16 protein-coding genes are annotated in these 14482 nt (G+C 62.7%); 5 read left to right on the forward strand and 11 right to left on the reverse strand.

Annotated elements, in window-relative coordinates; genetic code table 11:
* Positions 1-10: 10 nt before the first annotated feature.
* The 3 genes from AB5I84_RS08705 to AB5I84_RS08715 are packed head-to-tail and all read right to left on the reverse strand — an operon-like array spanning position 11 to position 2192.
* Positions 11-823, reverse strand: a complete 813-nt coding sequence (locus tag AB5I84_RS08705) for an acyl-CoA thioesterase (protein ID WP_369455463.1) — start codon at positions 821-823, stop codon at positions 11-13.
* On the reverse strand, positions 820-1431 hold the full coding sequence (locus tag AB5I84_RS08710) for a 2-hydroxychromene-2-carboxylate isomerase (RefSeq protein ID WP_369455464.1): 612 nt from the start codon (positions 1429-1431) through the stop codon (positions 820-822). Before AB5I84_RS08710 ends, AB5I84_RS08705 begins: the two co-directional genes overlap by 4 nt.
* A 14-nt stretch (positions 1432-1445) precedes the next feature.
* Complete coding sequence (locus AB5I84_RS08715) at positions 1446-2192, reverse strand: SDR family oxidoreductase (RefSeq protein ID WP_369455465.1); 747 nt, start codon at positions 2190-2192, stop codon at positions 1446-1448.
* Positions 2193-2264: 72 nt separating this feature from the next.
* On the opposite strand from AB5I84_RS08715, the gene AB5I84_RS08720 reads away from it, so the two are divergent.
* Positions 2265-2921, forward strand: a complete 657-nt coding sequence (locus AB5I84_RS08720) for a TetR/AcrR family transcriptional regulator (RefSeq protein WP_369455466.1) — start codon at positions 2265-2267, stop codon at positions 2919-2921.
* Positions 2922-3007: 86 nt separating this feature from the next.
* On the opposite strand, the gene AB5I84_RS08725 is transcribed toward AB5I84_RS08720, so the two are convergent.
* The 4 genes from AB5I84_RS08725 to msrB all read right to left on the reverse strand — a co-directional run bounded on the left by AB5I84_RS08725 (position 3008) and on the right by msrB (position 6518).
* Positions 3008-4033 (reverse strand): putative solute-binding protein, encoded by a 1026-nt coding sequence (locus tag AB5I84_RS08725; RefSeq protein WP_369455467.1) that lies wholly within the window; start codon positions 4031-4033, stop codon positions 3008-3010.
* Positions 4034-4094: 61 nt separating this feature from the next.
* Positions 4095-5162, reverse strand: coding sequence for a hypothetical protein (locus tag AB5I84_RS08730; protein ID WP_369455468.1), 1068 nt, complete (start codon positions 5160-5162; stop codon positions 4095-4097).
* Between the two features lie 301 nt (positions 5163-5463).
* A complete protein-coding gene (locus AB5I84_RS08735; RefSeq protein ID WP_369455469.1) occupies positions 5464-6126 on the reverse strand; it encodes a DNA-3-methyladenine glycosylase I in 663 nt (220 codons plus the stop codon).
* The gene (msrB, locus tag AB5I84_RS08740) at positions 6123-6518 is read right to left on the reverse strand and encodes a peptide-methionine (R)-S-oxide reductase MsrB (protein ID WP_369455470.1); all 396 of its coding nucleotides are present in this window, start codon (positions 6516-6518) and stop codon (positions 6123-6125) included. Before msrB ends, AB5I84_RS08735 begins: the two co-directional genes overlap by 4 nt.
* 113 nt (positions 6519-6631) lie before the next feature.
* Between msrB and AB5I84_RS08745 the strand changes: the two genes are divergently transcribed.
* A complete protein-coding gene (locus AB5I84_RS08745) occupies positions 6632-7858 on the forward strand; it encodes a pyridoxal phosphate-dependent aminotransferase (protein ID WP_369455471.1) in 1227 nt (408 codons plus the stop codon).
* A 17-nt stretch (positions 7859-7875) separates the two neighbouring features.
* Entirely contained in the window at positions 7876-8316 is a 441-nt protein-coding gene (locus AB5I84_RS08750; RefSeq protein ID WP_369455472.1) for a hypothetical protein, read from the forward strand.
* A gap of 68 nt (positions 8317-8384) precedes the next feature.
* On the opposite strand, the gene AB5I84_RS08755 is transcribed toward AB5I84_RS08750, so the two are convergent.
* On the reverse strand, positions 8385-10469 hold the full coding sequence (locus tag AB5I84_RS08755) for a site-specific recombinase (protein ID WP_369455473.1): 2085 nt from the start codon (positions 10467-10469) through the stop codon (positions 8385-8387).
* Positions 10470-10698: 229 nt separating this feature from the next.
* Here AB5I84_RS08755 and htpX point away from each other — a divergent pair, with 229 nt between their 5' ends.
* Complete coding sequence (htpX, locus tag AB5I84_RS08760; RefSeq protein ID WP_369455474.1) at positions 10699-11586, forward strand: protease HtpX; 888 nt, start codon at positions 10699-10701, stop codon at positions 11584-11586.
* Positions 11587-11856: 270 nt separating this feature from the next.
* Complete coding sequence (locus AB5I84_RS08765; RefSeq protein WP_369455475.1) at positions 11857-12033, forward strand: PA1571 family protein; 177 nt, start codon at positions 11857-11859, stop codon at positions 12031-12033.
* On the opposite strand, the gene AB5I84_RS08770 is transcribed toward AB5I84_RS08765, so the two are convergent.
* Genes AB5I84_RS08770 through AB5I84_RS08780 form a run of 3 tightly spaced genes read right to left on the reverse strand, consistent with a single transcriptional unit; the run spans position 12008 to position 14420 of the window.
* A complete protein-coding gene (locus AB5I84_RS08770) occupies positions 12008-13162 on the reverse strand; it encodes a 4-phosphoerythronate dehydrogenase (protein ID WP_369455476.1) in 1155 nt (384 codons plus the stop codon). The genes AB5I84_RS08765 and AB5I84_RS08770 overlap by 26 nt on opposite strands.
* A 25-nt stretch (positions 13163-13187) precedes the next feature.
* On the reverse strand, positions 13188-13808 hold the full coding sequence (locus AB5I84_RS08775) for a glutathione S-transferase family protein (protein ID WP_369455477.1): 621 nt from the start codon (positions 13806-13808) through the stop codon (positions 13188-13190).
* 54 nt (positions 13809-13862) lie between these two features.
* Positions 13863-14420 (reverse strand): elongation factor P hydroxylase, encoded by a 558-nt coding sequence (locus AB5I84_RS08780; protein WP_369455478.1) that lies wholly within the window; start codon positions 14418-14420, stop codon positions 13863-13865.
* Between the last annotated feature and the right edge of the window lie 62 nt (positions 14421-14482).

Here is a 14482-nt window from a genome sequence, read left to right on the forward strand (position 1 = left end):
GCGGTACTCATCAGACCTTGAAATAGACCATCTGACTACTGGTCACCAGCAGTTCACCATCACGCGACCAAAGCTCCGCGCCTTGATCAAAATAACCCTGGTGGAAGCGCCGCGCCTGAGCGATACCGAGCAGATAGTCAGTGCCCGCCTTGGCCAGGCTGTCCGGCGTCGCGTGGAAGTAGGTGGACAACGTGATAGTGCCCGCCGGGCAGAACGTCTGCTTGCGCAGAAACACGCGCGGGAAGAACACATCGCTCATCGCCATCAGCGACAGAAAGTCCAACGGGCGCGGCTCGGCGTCACGCACCCACACATGGGTCTGCGAGTCACTCGGCGGTACCGGATCGAGCCCCCACTGGCCGCTGGCAAAGCGCAGGTCGTAGCGACGGGTCCACACCGGCGACGCCGGGTTGGCGAACATCGGCAGCGTTTCTGGCGCCGCCACCTGCGGCATACTGCGTTCGTTGTCACTCCAGCTGTCGTGGCGGGTAGCACACACCACACTGCCGGTGACCGCAATCTGTCCGCCCTGCTCCAGCAGCAGGTTCCAATGCTGTGTGGAGCGGTTGGTGCGTACCGGTTCAGCGCGCACGGTAAAGGGTGCATCCGCGATCGGACCGGCAAAGTTGACGGTACTGGCAATCGGATTGCCAAGCCGCTGCGGGTGCTCCATCACCGCTTGCAGCAATGCGGCAGCGATGGTGCCACCGAACGGGCCGACCATGTTGGCGTAACCCTTGCCGAGGTCGCCGTCGCGAGCACCAGCCGGGTCACCGGCGAGAGTGATGGCTTGGTCAAACGGGTGTACTGCGTCGCGAGTCACTGGCGGGCTCCTTGTGTGAGGTAAGCTTCGACATCATTCAGGTATTCCTTGCCAAACCACATTTCATTGCCGACGAAGAAAGTCGGGATACCGAAGGCGCCGCGCTCAACCGCACTGCTGGTATTGGTAACCAGGGTTTGTTTGACGCTGTCGGTCTGCACCGCCGCCGCCAGCTGCTCCGCCGGCAGCCCGCGCTCGGCCAGGCTCTGCTGCCACACCTGCGGATCATCCATTTTGCGCGGCGCCTCCCACATGAAGTGGAACATGGTGTCGACATAGTCCTCGAAACAACCCAGTTCCTGCGCTGCCACCGCGCCACGCATCAGCAGCAGAGTGTTGAGCGGAAAGTGCGGGTTCATCTGGAACGGCAACTGGTGGCGAGCAACAAAGCGGCGCATTTCCAACAGCCCGTACTGCAGTTTGCTTGGCACACCGGCGAACGCCAGCATCGGCGCCTGGTTACCGGTGGCCTTGAAAATGCCACCCAGTAGGCACGGGGTGTACACCAGCTCGGCGCCGGTACGCTGCGCCAGCGCCGGCAGCACCTTGTGGCTCAGGTAGGCGTTGGGGCTGGCGAAATCAAAGATGAATTCAAGTGTTTGCGACATGACGGGCTCTCCAGTCACCATTTTTCCATGTAAGGGCGCAGGTCCAGCTCGTGGGTCCAGGCATCCCGGGGCTGGCAATGCAAATGCCAATAGTTGTCGGCGATGTGCTCGGGCTTGAGCACGCCGTCGAGGGGCTTCTTGCGCGCGTAATCGTCTGGGAAATTGTCACGGATGAAGGCGGTATCGATGGAGCCGTCTACCACCACGTGGGCCACGTGCACACCGCGCGGACCAAGCTCGCGGGCCATACTCTGTGCCAGCGCTCGCAGCGCATGTTTAGCACCCGCGAAAGCGCCAAAGTAGGCGCCGCCACGCAGTGAGGCGGTGGCGCCGGTAAACAGCAAGGTGCCGCGCTCACGGGTGACCATGCGTCGAGCCACTTCGCGGCCGCACAGGAAAGCGGAAAAACATGCCATTTCCCAAATCTTGAAATACTTGCGCGCGGTTTCATCGAGAATCGATGACGGTACGTTGGCACCGATGTTGAACACCATCACTTCGATCGGGCCTTGGTCACGCTCGATGGTTTCGATCAACTCCACCACCTGTTCCTCACGGCGGGCATCCACCCCAAAGGCGTAGGCGCGACCGCCTTCAGCCTCGATCGCCGCCACCAGCGGCTGCAGCTTCTCGGCATCGCGACGCACTACGCAGGCGGTATAGCCCTCCCGAGCGAAACGCTGGGCAATAGCACCGCCGGTGGCATCGCCGGCGCCGATCACCAGCACTACACCGGGCTGTTTGGACGTTGATTCGGGCATCTCACGCTCCATGACTAAACGATCGTTTAGGACGCTACACTGTGCACCCTCGAACACCTTGTCAAGGCTTTCATGAACGTTCGTTTACAAAACCCGCGCCAAGGCTCATTCTCGTTCGACTTGGAGCACGGAGCAGAGCCTGATCCCATGCGCTACGACGACACCCACAAGCAGCACACCCGCCAACGCCTACTGCAGGCAAGCGCGGCGGTACTCAAGGCACAGGGTTTCAGTGCCACCGGCGTGGATCGGTTAATGCAGGCGGCCGGCCTGTCCGGCGGCGCACTCTATGCCTATTACCCATCCAAAAACGCGTTACTGGCGGCGGTAGTAGAAAACGAAGTGTTGAGCGGCCACTCACGACTAACACCGGAGCGGGGTTCGGTGACGGAGTCCCTCCGACACCTGTTGCGCCAGTACCTCAGCCTGTCTCATGTCCAACACCCGGAGCTGGGCTGCCTGCTGCCAGCGTTGGCGGCGGAATTGTCGCGTGCACCGCAGGACGTCCAGGCGTTGCTGGACCGTGCCAATGAGCTGTTTGTCGCCCATTGGGCGCCGCGCCTTGGCAGCCGTACCGACGCCCAATTCCTGATCACCCAATTGGTCGGATCAGTGTTGTTGGCACGCATGAGTAACGACCCAGAACGTCAGCGAGAAATTCTCAATGCCAGCAAACAAAAACTGACCGATATGTTCCTAGCGCCGGGGCGGCTACCGGAGCCCGTCTGAGCGGCGTACCGAAACCGTGGCTCGGGCAGAAAAAGAAAAAGCCGCATGATGCGGCTTTTTCTTTGCTTGCCGAGATCAGACCGGGATCACCAGTCGATCTCGCGGCGGTCAGAGCATTCTGCCCGGCCACCGTCAACACGGCAGCGGATGTTACGCAGCAGAGTCATCATCTCTTTGTTGAACAGACCTTCCTTGGTCATCTCTACGCGCGCATCGCGCATCATTTCGTCATAACGCTCGCGGTCCGGATCGGAAATGCGGATCCACCATTTTTCCGGGATGCCAGCATCGAACTGCTCGATCAGGCGCATGGCTCGCGGCAACACGGTCTGGCCGAAGTAGCTGCGTGACCAGTCACCGAACTCATCACCAAAGCGGCCGTTACGCGCAATCAGCTGCATCGACAGCTGACCCAACACATAGTCCACCACCCCACCATTCGGCTCCATGCCCTTGTAGAGCTCAAGCCCTGCGTAGGCCATGGCGGGCGCGAAGCAGATGTCCACCGAGTGGTTGTTGAAACGCCCAGCGAAGTTGGAAATGTCAGACATCACCGGTGTCATGCCGACGCTGGCCGCCATGCGCGCCTGGGTCACATCGTATTCCAACACCGAGATCGATTTGCCGGCCAGATGGTTCACGGTGTTCATGTTGTGATCTTTCACGAACAGGTAAGTGGCGCCGGCCGGCATCACCCCCATGATCTCGTAGCTGCTGCCGCGCAAGCTCTCCTTGATCTTGGGGTTATTGCTGCCGAGCACCTGCATCACCATGCGGGTGACGTCATAGTTCGGCATCGAACCGATCGAGTCCATCGATCCGGTGAAGGTGTTGAAGTGTTTACCACGGATGCCGGTGATCGCCGCCATGTCGCATTGGTTGGCCTTCAGGTCTTCCGCCGCGATGTTTTCATCGGTGTAAGCCTTGAGCTTGAGCGCATAGCCCTGCGCCTGCGCCGCCGCCGCGTAGTCCTTCATCACGTTGTAGACGTCACCGCTGCTACCAAGGATGTCGAACACGCACAGCAGACGCTCTTCCGCCGCTTGAGCAGCGCTGGAAAACGGCAGCATTACGGCTGCTGCCATGGCCATCAATCCCTTGCTAAATCGCATGATTTTCTCCGGATGTGGGCAAGGCGCCGCCGGACCCTCCCGGCGGCGCGTGAGGCGGGGTTCAGAGCAGGTCGTCGATGTTGATATCGTTTTGCGGGCCCTGGTCATCCCAGAACGTACCAAGACCGTCGAACGGCGTGCGCTTGCCGGTGGCTTCGGTCCACAGACGGTCAGAAATGCCGGTGATCATGAACTCGGCGATGCTGTCCATCATGCGGTAGTCGGCGTTCAGGTCCTTACCGTGGGCGGCGAAGCCGCGAATACCGGCGCGCACATCATCCATGTCGCCGGTGCCGTAGGTGGACACCACATACAGCACGCTGGCTAGCCGCACACCGCTCTGATAGCCCTGTGCCGCCGCTTGGCGCAACTCGGCCTTGGCGTCGACGCCATCCGGCGCAATCATCGGCAGCGTATTCCAGAGCGCCGCACGCACGCCCATCGGTACACCCCACCATTTCTCGTTGTCGAGGCAACCCGCAGCCCGTTCCACCTTAGCGGCGATGTCACGTGGCACGCCCAGCGAACCGTCGGCGACGGCGTCGTTAAGCACCGCCTGCACACCACTGAGCAAACCGGTCATGAACACCACTTCATCGAAGTCGGAGCGCAGGCGCGGGCAGTCCTTGGGCCCGTCCACCTCACCGTAGTAGTCGACCATGCGTTGGTAAGCCGCATATTGGCGCTGGGCCGACACGGCGGCGTAGCGTTTCTGCAGGGCACGGGCATCCTGGGCAGACACCACATCGCCGGCGCGCATCTCACGCAGGTAACGCAGTTCTTGCTCCCAGGCCTTGCCGTCGGAACAGGTGGCCGCCAGCGTGTTCACCAGCACCGCCAGCCGGCCCGGCTTGGCACCCACCGACTCGAACGAGCTGAGGAACGGCGTGAAGCCTTCGCCGGTGGCGCAGGCCATGCCAATATCGTCGTATTGCAGCAGGTAGGGCGTCATTTCGGCGCGACCGAAGTTGACGAGGATGTCACCGGTGGTCTTGTAAACCGCGGTACAACCTTGCATCGCCATCAGGGCAGCAGCCACTCCCCAGACGCGCCATCCGCGCAGGCGCGGCTTGCGGTCGGAGCTCGCACCGGCCACCTCCTGTTTACGGAACATAGAATGTAGCGTCATGCCAGAACTCTCCTTCGTTCTTATTCGTTTCTATTATTTTTGGGTGTGATGCGGGATCCCGCCCGTCACGTCACAGCAGGCAGCAACTGCGAACTGGATCAACAATGCAGGCTAGTGCGCCAAACCCGAAACGGGAACGCAATTTGGTGAAAAGCAGCTTTTCGTTTCAGGCGACTTGGCCGGGGATCGGACAGGACTGAGCACCGGGCTTGGCATCATTGCCCCGCCCGGCGCGCTTGTGCGGAAAAGCTGGCATTCAGGATTGCCCGGTAATGGCGCAAAAAGGCATGAAATGGGCGTTTTAGCCCACCGTCATCGCCAGCGTCTGCGAAATATGGGCCTGGGCCAGACCACTTTGCTGTTGCCAGTGGTTGATAGCGTCCTGCGCCGCACGCCGGTCACGTTGGCTGCTGAGGCCAGTGACCAGTCCACGGGCGGTGAGCGCCGCGAGCACATCGTCGGTGGGCATCCAGCTGTCCTTGCCGACCATGCGCAAAAATGCCGGTGCCGAGCGACCGCCGAGGCTGCGCGCCCGGCGGCTCAGTAAGTGCCACAGACCGACGGTGTCATCCGCCGGCCACTGTGCCAACAACTGGCCCATGCTGCCGTACTCACGGGCGATGTCGAGCATAAATTGGGCGTTGGGGCGGATACTGGCCATCTTGCGGCCATGGCGGATCAGAGCCGGGTCGCGCAGTCGTTCATCGAGCATGGCATCCGGCATCAACACCAGCTTTTGCGGCTCGAAATCAAAGAACGCCTGCTCAAACGCGGGCCAGCGGCGATCCACCACCGCGTGGGTCATGCCGGCCCGGAACACCCGGCGTGTCAGTGCAGACAGGTAGTGCGCGTCACTGCGCGACGCCAGCGTGGCGGCGTCGACCACCGTCACCCAGCGAGCGCGCACCGCGGCGGCGCCGTGGCGGCGCTCCGCCAGCGCCATGATGTCGTCCCAGGGCGTCATGCGTCGGGCTTCAATTGCAGGCTGGCAGAGTTGATGCAGTAGCGTTGGCCGGTGGGCGCCGGGCCGTCCGGGAACACATGGCCCAAATGGGCTTCGCAGCGCGCGCACAGCACCTCCACGCGACGCATGCCATGGCTGTGGTCGACGCGCTCTTCAATGCCCTCCTCCGCCAACGGCGCGTAGAAGCTCGGCCAGCCGCTGCCGGAGTCATATTTAGTGTCGGCATCGAACAGCGGCGCACCGCAACAAGTGCAGCAATAAGTGCCGGGATCGGTGGTGTGGTAGTAGCGGCCGGTGAACGGCGGCTCGGTACCGTGCTGACGGGTAATGCGAAACGTGTCGGGGTCCAGTTCCTGCTGCCATTGCTGCAGCGACTTGCGTACTTTCTCCATCGTTTCCTCCTCGGCGGATCAGCGGGCGGTGGGCACCGGGGGCTCGATATACAGGGGCCGGACCGGCAAGGTAGAATGCCCGCCCCACTCCACTCTGACTAGGCCCAGTTCCCATGAGCACGGTAAAACCAGCGATCCAGAAATCGGAGAAGCTGAAAGGTGTCTGTTACGACATTCGTGGTCCGGTGCTGCGCGAAGCGAACCGCATGGAAGAAGATGGTCAGCGCATCATCAAGCTGAACATCGGTAACCCGGCGCCATTCGGCTTTGAAGCGCCGGACGAGATCCTGCACGACGTGATCCGCAACCTGCCCGACTCCAGTGGTTACAGCCACTCCAAGGGGCTGTTCCCGGCGCGTAAGGCGATCATGCAGTACTGCCAAGAAAAGGGCATCGCCAACGTCACGGTGGACGACATCATCCTCGGCAACGGCGTGTCCGAGCTGATCGTGATGGCAATGCAGGCGCTGCTCAACGACGACGATGAAGTGCTGCTGCCGGCGCCGGATTACCCGTTGTGGACTGCAGCTGTACGCCTCGCCGGGGGCATGCCGGTGCATTACCTGTGCGATGAGGACAACGATTGGCAGCCGTCGATCGAAGATATCCGCATGCGCATCACCCCGCGCACCCGCGCGCTGGTGATCATCAACCCGAACAACCCCACCGGTGCCAACTACAGCCGCGAACTGCTGCTGGAGATGCTACAGGTAGCGCGCGAGCACGACCTGATCGTGTTTGCCGACGAGATCTACGACAAGATCCTGTACGACGGCGAAGAACACATCGCCATGGCATCGCTGGCCGAGGATGTGCTGTGCGTGTCGTTCGGCGGACTCAGCAAGAACTACCGCGCCGCCGGCTTCCGCTCGGGTTGGATGATCATCTCTGGCGCCAAAAAACGCGCCACGGGTTACATCGAAGGGCTGGAAATGCTGGCCTCGATGCGCCTGTGCGCCAACGTGCCGTCACAGCACGCAATCCAGACCGCGCTGGGTGGCTATCAGAGCATCGACGACTTGGTGAAACCCGGCGGCCGCCTCTACCGCCAGCGTGATCTCGCTTGGAAGCTGCTCAACGAAATTCCCGGCGTGTCCTGCGTAAAACCGAAGTCCGCGCTTTATCTGTTCCCCCGCCTCGACCCGGAAATGTACCCGATCGAGGACGACGAACAGTTCGCGCTGGATCTGCTGCGCAAGGAAAAAGTGCTGATTGTGCAAGGTTCAGCGTTCAACTGGCCGGGCACCGATCACTTCCGCATTGTGCTGCTGCCGTCGGCGGATGACTTGGTAGAAGCGATCAGCCGCATCGGTCGCTACCTCGCCAGCATCCGTCGCTGACCATCGGGAGTCCCCACGTGGCCGACCTGCATATCGACGATTTCTGCCGTGATGCCGCGTTGGTGCTCCTGCATCTTTACAGCAGCTTTCCCCGTCCGCTGAGCCTGTATGTCGAGGACATCTGCGGCCCGCAGTCAGTGGACGAGGTCGGCCTGCACTCCAAGCGCCACATGGCCTGCCTCGCCACCATGTTGTGGCTGGCAGAAGAAGGCTACCTGCGCCACGAAGGCCTGATTTACCAGGAAGGGATCGAGCAATCGGTACTGACCAGCAAGGCTTTCGTGCAGCTCAGCAGTTTGGCTGTCACAGCCGACCGGCGGTGGGTGGACCAACTGCGCGAGACCTGGCGCGGCGGTCACTCCGAGGCACTGTCACTGCTGGTGCACCAGTTCATCGCGCTGCCGGGCGCGGTGCCAGCGCCAGCCTCACGGCCTACACCCCGTCGCGACACGCACTGAACTCTCGCCACGCCCTAGCACCCGCTAGCACAAACTTCGCGCCTGACCGTCGCCAGAGCGCCCCCCTTTCAGGCAGAAGGCCCGGCTGACCCACTGTCGGCTTCGGTCGGCTTATTCACGTTCTGGGGATTGCCAGCATTGGCGCCGTCGGCAGCCGGCTGCTGTTCGTCGTCCGCCGGCGCTGTCGGCGGCGGAAACACCAGCGCCAGCGGATGGGCTCGGATGGCACTGAAGTAGGCTCTCAGCAGTTTCCCCGGCGACGAGATCCGCGTGCCGCGCGCCCGCAGCGCCATACTGAGCGCCAGCGAGAAACTCACCGCCAAGTTCACCAGACCGATTAGCAACGCACAGCCAACGCCCAGCGCAATAGCACCGACGCCAGCCTGCGCACTGCCCATGGCATAGCCCACATCCGCTGACGAGAACGCCACGTGACGGATGTCGATCGGCAGTCCCAGCGCATGGCCAATGGCACCGGTGCTGCCAAGCATGACACCGAAGATGAAGTTGCTCGCCAACGCGCCGTAGTTGTGGCTCAGGTATTGCGCCACCGCTTCACGCCCACTGCGCGGCAGCAGGCGCTTGAGCAGCGGATGGTGCAGCAGTCGCTCTTCCAGATTCAGGTACGCCGCGCGGTTGTCGAAGAAGCCGGCAATCAGCCCGGACAGGAACAGCCACACGCCAGCCACCGCCGCGTAGAACAGCGCCGGGCTCAGCCATGGATGAATACCGCCAAGCATGTACTGCTGCCGCTCCGGCGAGATCAATGCCTCGCCTTGGAAGTGGAAGTACGCCGCCGCCACCAGCATCGCCACCGTCACTGCGACGGTGACGTTGCCGAGGATCGCAACCAGCTGGGTGCGCCCCACCTTCACCAGCAACTCTGCCAGCGGCCGCGGGTCCGCACGGCCGCGCTCGCCCTGCTCTACCCGCTCGGCAATACGCGCTGCGGTCATCGCCGGCTGCTTAGTGGCCACGGTGCCGTGCATCATGTGGATCAGTACAAAGCCTAATCCGTAGTTCAGGCTTACCAGTACTGTCTGCAGGAACGGCTCGAAGCCACGTTCGAGAATCTGGATCTTCAGCAGCGCCATGAACGCGATGATGAAACCGCCGCCAGCACCGGACGCCAGCATGGCGAAGTAAGCGCGGCGGCTGCCGGCGATATAGTGGTCGCCGGTGTGGCTGGCATTCTCGGTCATGCTGCGCGCCAGCAGCCGGCTGTTCTGCTGCCACAGCGCACGTACGCTGTGGCGCGCCGCGGTGTAACCGACGCACTGCTTGAACAGCGCCACCGACTTTTCTTTGAGTGTGTCGCGGTCGGCCGGATGCAGCAGGTCGAGCAGTTGCTCAATGCGGTTCAAGGTCTGCACCAACCGCTCCAGCATGTGGGTCAACGCCACTGTGGTGCCCATGTTGACGGTACGCCGACGCAGGCGCGCTACCTCCACCACGCATTGCTCCAACAGCACGCGGGCGTGGGCATCGTCATGCAGATCATCGATCTGGCCGGAGACCCACAGCGGATACTGGCGCACATAGATTGCCAACTCGCGCTGCAACGCCACCAGCGCGGAGTCACGATCCAGCATCTTGTGGTCAAGTCGCAGAATGGCAGGCTCCAGCTCTTCCGCCGCCACCCAGATGCCCAGCAACTCCAGCGATGCCAGCAGTTCCTCCTGCATCTCATCGCGCATCTGCACCCGGTCGTCATCGGAAAACGAGAACAGCGTGGCCAGCAATTTGAGCCACGCGGCATCAGACACCTGCGGCACCCACTCGGCATCCACCTTGCGAGTGAACACCATGAACATCACGTCTTTGACGTTTTCCGGGTCCGCCGGCGACGGGTTCAATCGCTCATAAACCCGCTCCCCCATTTCTTTAAGGAAGCCACGACGGGAGTAAATGCCGGCGCTGGTGAATAGGTGAAAGAAACGCCCATCACGCAGCCAAGCACCGAGTTTACCGGCCAGCGCGGCGTGCAACTCTGGGCGCCCCTCCAATACTACGGCCAGGCCGGTGATGCGGCTTTCCGCCGCTTCGGCGCTCTCCCAGCGGCGCGGGCGCAACCAATCAACAATATGGCGCAGCGTGGTGACCGCGCTGGTGTCCGGGTCCGCAAGGCGCGGCAGCAGTCTTTCCAATGACACGTCAGGCTTCCTGTAACGGGGGACGACACGGCCGTCCAAACGACCCGGAATGATAACAGAGGCGCCACCGGCACCCGCGCCGCCGGCGCTCCAACAGGTAAAATAACTGTGCCGCAGGTAGTTGAAAACAGGATCAAAAACCCCATTTCCCGGTCATACTATGCGCGCGGACCGGCCTGCCCGCCGCCCGCGAGCCCTGCTTCCCCGAGAATCTGGAGACCCTTCGCCCATGATGCGAATCGCCCTGTTCCTGCTGACCAACATTGCCGTGCTGGCAGTGGCCAGCGTTGTGCTGAGCCTGCTCGGCGTCACCACCACCCTGCAACAGAACGGTGTCGACCTTGATCTGCAGTCATTGCTGATCTTCAGCGCGGTGTTCGGCTTCGCCGGCTCGCTGCTGTCGCTGTTCATGTCCAAGTGGATCGCCAAGACCAGCACCCGCACCCGCGTGATCACGCAACCAGCCAACGCCACCGAACAATGGCTGCTGACCACGGTGCGCGAACTGTCTGACCGCGCCGGCATCGGCATGCCGGAAGTGGGGATCTTCCCCGCCAGCCAGTCGAACGCCTTTGCCACCGGCTGGAACAAGAATGCCGCGCTGGTGGCGGTGTCTGAGGGCCTGCTGGCGCGCATGGACAAACAAGAAGTGCGTGCCGTGCTGGCCCACGAAATCGGCCACGTCGCCAACGGCGACATGGTGACGCTGACGCTGATCCAAGGGGTGGTGAACACCTTCGTCATCTTCTTCTCACGCATCATCGGCCACGTGGTGGATCGAGTAGTGTTCAAGACCGAACGCGGCTACGGCCCCGGCTTCTACATCACCTCGTTCATCGCCCAGATCGCGCTTGGCTTCCTCGCCACCGCCATCGTCATGGCGTTCTCGCGCTGGCGTGAGTACCGCGCCGACGCCGTCGGCGCCCAGCTGGCCGGTCGCGACAACATGATCGGCGCGCTGCAACGCCTGAAAGCGGAAACCGCACTGCCTGACCAGATGCCGGAAAGTATGACGGCGCTGGCCATCAACGAAGGCGTGAAGGAAGGGCTGCGCAATATGTTCCGCTCTCACCCGCCGCTGGATGCCCGCATCGAAGCGCTGCGCAACCTGCGCTGAGCGCATCGCCGCTGCAAAGAAAGGGCCCCACTTGGGGCCCTTTTTGATGCGGTAGTACCCCGCCACCAACTGCTGACACATCTGGCAACAGTGTCGCCGGTCGGAATGCGCGTTACCGCGCGTGGCCGGGCGAAGTTTTCATGGAGGCGTCATATCTGGAAACAATACTGGGCTTGGCGCACAAAGCTGCCAACATTACCGTTGAACGGTGAGGAAATTTTGACCGCTGACCCGGTCCCTCCACCTGAACCCACTACCGAGGCAGAGCAGATGAACACCTCAATCCGTACCCAAAATTCCGCTGGGAACCAGGATTTCCACGGTGCTGCCCTGATTGATGCCCAGGGCCGCGAGATCCCCATCACCGAAGAAATGGTGCAACGCGCCTGTGACCGCCTGGAACAGGCTTGGTCCTACCCGCTTAGCACTGCACACCCAGCAAACTGAGGGCCTGCGCCCAGGCCGGTGCCACCGCACCGGATACGCGCAAACCGCCCAGTTCATAACGCAGCGGATAACGCTTGCGCAGCTGGTCAAACCGCACCGCCGCCACCTCCCGTGACGGCGGTGTTTCATTTGGGCCGGCGCCGCAGGCACTCACTAGTGCTTGGTGATCACGCGCCATCGGATACACCCACTGCAGCAGAGCCAACAATTGCGCTTCGGTTTCCAGCGGCGCCTCCCAATGGCGCGGCGGCGCATCGAGCGGCATCGGCTTGGCCGCGTCGGTCAGGCCACGCCACTGGCGCAGCGCCTGGTAGAGCATGTAGGTACCGCGCACTTTGCCTTCCACACTGTAACCGGCGATGTGCGGGGTGCCGATTTGCACTTGCGCCAACAACTGCGGCGTGACCCACGGCTCGTGTTCCCACACATCGAGGATGCACTGTGGCGGCTGCGGCTGGTCCAGCCGCTCCCGCAGCGCCTGCTCGGCAATCACCGGCCCGCGACTGGTGTTGATCAGCAACTGTCCGGCGCTCAGCAGCGCTAACTGATCGGCAGCGATAAGATGGCGGGTCGGTGCCATGCCGGTTACCGACAACGGCACGTGCAAGGTGATCACCGAGCACGCCAACACCTCCGCCAGCGGCGCCCACTCGGCCCCCTCCTCGCACGCCTCACCGGCTGCTTCGCGCGGCGGATCGCTGGCCAACACCCGTAGTCCGAACGCTGCCGCCCACTGCACCACCTTGCGTCCGACGTTGCCAACGCCCACCACGCCCAGTGACAGCGCCGACAACGGTGTGCGCCGCTGTACCGCGAACGCGACCACCGCCTGCAGCACATACTCGGCCACCGCCACCGCGTTGCAGCCCGGCGCATGGGCAAAGGTGATGCCAGCGGCGGCCAGTGCCGCCTGATCGATATGGTCAGTGCCAATGGTGGCGGAGCCGACAAAGCGCACCGCAGAACCGGCCAGCAGCTCGGCATCAACGCGGGTCACCGAACGCACCAGCAGCACATCGGCATCGGCCAGCAACGTGCGGTCCAAAGGTCGGCCCGGGGTACGCACCACAGTGCCGATACCGTCAAACAGCGACAGCGCCGGCATGTTTTCGTCAGCAATGATGTTCACGTGAGGATCCTGCAAGCCGAAGAGGTCAACTGAGTACCGTCATGATGCTGCGCTGGTAGGCTGGCCGCTGCGCCAGCCGTGCCGCCCAATCTTCCAGCGCCGGCAGTGATGGCCGTTCAATCGGCAATTGCAGCCACGGATAGATCAGGGTGCCGAGCGCGATATCACCGTGTCCAATACGCTCACCGGACAGGTATGGCTGAGCCGCCAGCACCGGCTCAACACGCGCTAATAACGCCGCGGCCTCGGCGGCGGCCGTGGCCAACAGCGCCTCGTCCCGTTGCTCCGGCGCGGTGCGGATCCAGCCGACAAAGGCAATGCGGAACGGCGCCACAAAGGTGGTGCTGGCCCAGTCCAGCCACTTATCGGCTTCTGCGCGGGCGCGGGCCTGCTGCGGCCACCAGCTGTCGCCGCCGTACTCGGCCAGCAAATAACGGACGATGGCGTTGGATTCCCACAGCGTCAGGTCACCGTCCTGCAACGTCGGGATCAAGCCATTGGGATTGAGGGCTCGGTATTGCGGGGTGTCGACACCGCCGAACTGGCCGCCCACATCATGGCGCTGGTAGTGCAGCCCCAGTTCTTCCAGGCACCAGAGCACTTTCTTAACGTTATTTGAATTGGTGCGACCCCAAACAGTCAGCATGGCGGCTCTCCGCAAATGGCAAAGTCGGCAGTGTACGCGCCTTGGCGGCGAGCATCAGCCGTATGCCGGCAGTTGTTGCACCGCGGTCACTGCCGCCGCATCCAGCGGTACGCCGTTGCGGTAATGCTGTTCTAGCAGCTGTAGCCACTGGTCCCAGCGCTGGCCGTGGCGCTGTCGTAGTCGCGCCTCGGCGGCTTGGCCGACGGCCGCAGCAAAGCGTGTCTCATCAACGCCGCCAGCGCCGTTGAGGTTATCCAGTGACACCCGAAAGCGATGACCAGTGGCAGCGCAGGCCAGCAGCTCCAACGCCTGCGGCGCCACCTCTACCTGCTCGAACTGCGCCTGCTGCGTCGGCGTGCGGCCATCCGGCGCGTACCAGTAGCCGTAATCGTCCTGCTCTCGGCGCGCCGGCCCGGCCACACACCAGTGGGCAATCTCGTGCAGTGCGCTGCGGAAGTAATCGCGGGTGTACCAAATGGTGTGCGCCTGCCCTGCTCGCCCGGCCTGATAGAACGGCTCAGCCGCACCGCCGCGCAGTACGGTGGCGTACGCCGGCCCCAGCTGACGATTGAACAGATGTTCCAGATCGGCACTCGAAAAAAGCTGTATCACAGTGTTCCCTAACAAGCTGAACATGGTTCGCAAGGCCGGTAGCGCTGCGGTAGAGTAGCCGC

Origin of the sequence: Alcanivorax sp. REN37 (assembly GCF_041102775.1) — a bacterium.
GTDB classification, from domain to species: domain Bacteria; phylum Pseudomonadota; class Gammaproteobacteria; order Pseudomonadales; family Alcanivoracaceae; genus Isoalcanivorax; species Isoalcanivorax beigongshangi.

Bases quoted from the DNA above. Each gene is read 5' to 3' on its own strand.
- AB5I84_RS08710 (WP_369455464.1), bottom strand. From the start codon at position 1,431: ATGTCGCAAACACTTGAATTCATCTTTGATTTCGCCAGCCCCAACGCC.
- AB5I84_RS08715 (WP_369455465.1), bottom strand. From the start codon at position 2,192: ATGCCCGAATCAACGTCCAAACAGCCCGGTGTAGTGCTGGTGATCGGC.
- AB5I84_RS08720 (WP_369455466.1), top strand. From the start codon at position 2,265: ATGAACGTTCGTTTACAAAACCCGCGCCAAGGCTCATTCTCGTTCGAC.
- AB5I84_RS08725 (WP_369455467.1), bottom strand. From the start codon at position 4,033: ATGCGATTTAGCAAGGGATTGATGGCCATGGCAGCAGCCGTAATGCTG.
- AB5I84_RS08730 (WP_369455468.1), bottom strand. From the start codon at position 5,162: ATGACGCTACATTCTATGTTCCGTAAACAGGAGGTGGCCGGTGCGAGC.
- AB5I84_RS08735 (WP_369455469.1), bottom strand. From the start codon at position 6,126: ATGACGCCCTGGGACGACATCATGGCGCTGGCGGAGCGCCGCCACGGC.
- msrB (WP_369455470.1), bottom strand. From the start codon at position 6,518: ATGGAGAAAGTACGCAAGTCGCTGCAGCAATGGCAGCAGGAACTGGAC.
- AB5I84_RS08745 (WP_369455471.1), top strand. From the start codon at position 6,632: ATGAGCACGGTAAAACCAGCGATCCAGAAATCGGAGAAGCTGAAAGGT.
- htpX (WP_369455474.1), top strand. From the start codon at position 10,699: ATGATGCGAATCGCCCTGTTCCTGCTGACCAACATTGCCGTGCTGGCA.
- AB5I84_RS08765 (WP_369455475.1), top strand. From the start codon at position 11,857: ATGAACACCTCAATCCGTACCCAAAATTCCGCTGGGAACCAGGATTTC.
- AB5I84_RS08775 (WP_369455477.1), bottom strand. From the start codon at position 13,808: ATGCTGACTGTTTGGGGTCGCACCAATTCAAATAACGTTAAGAAAGTG.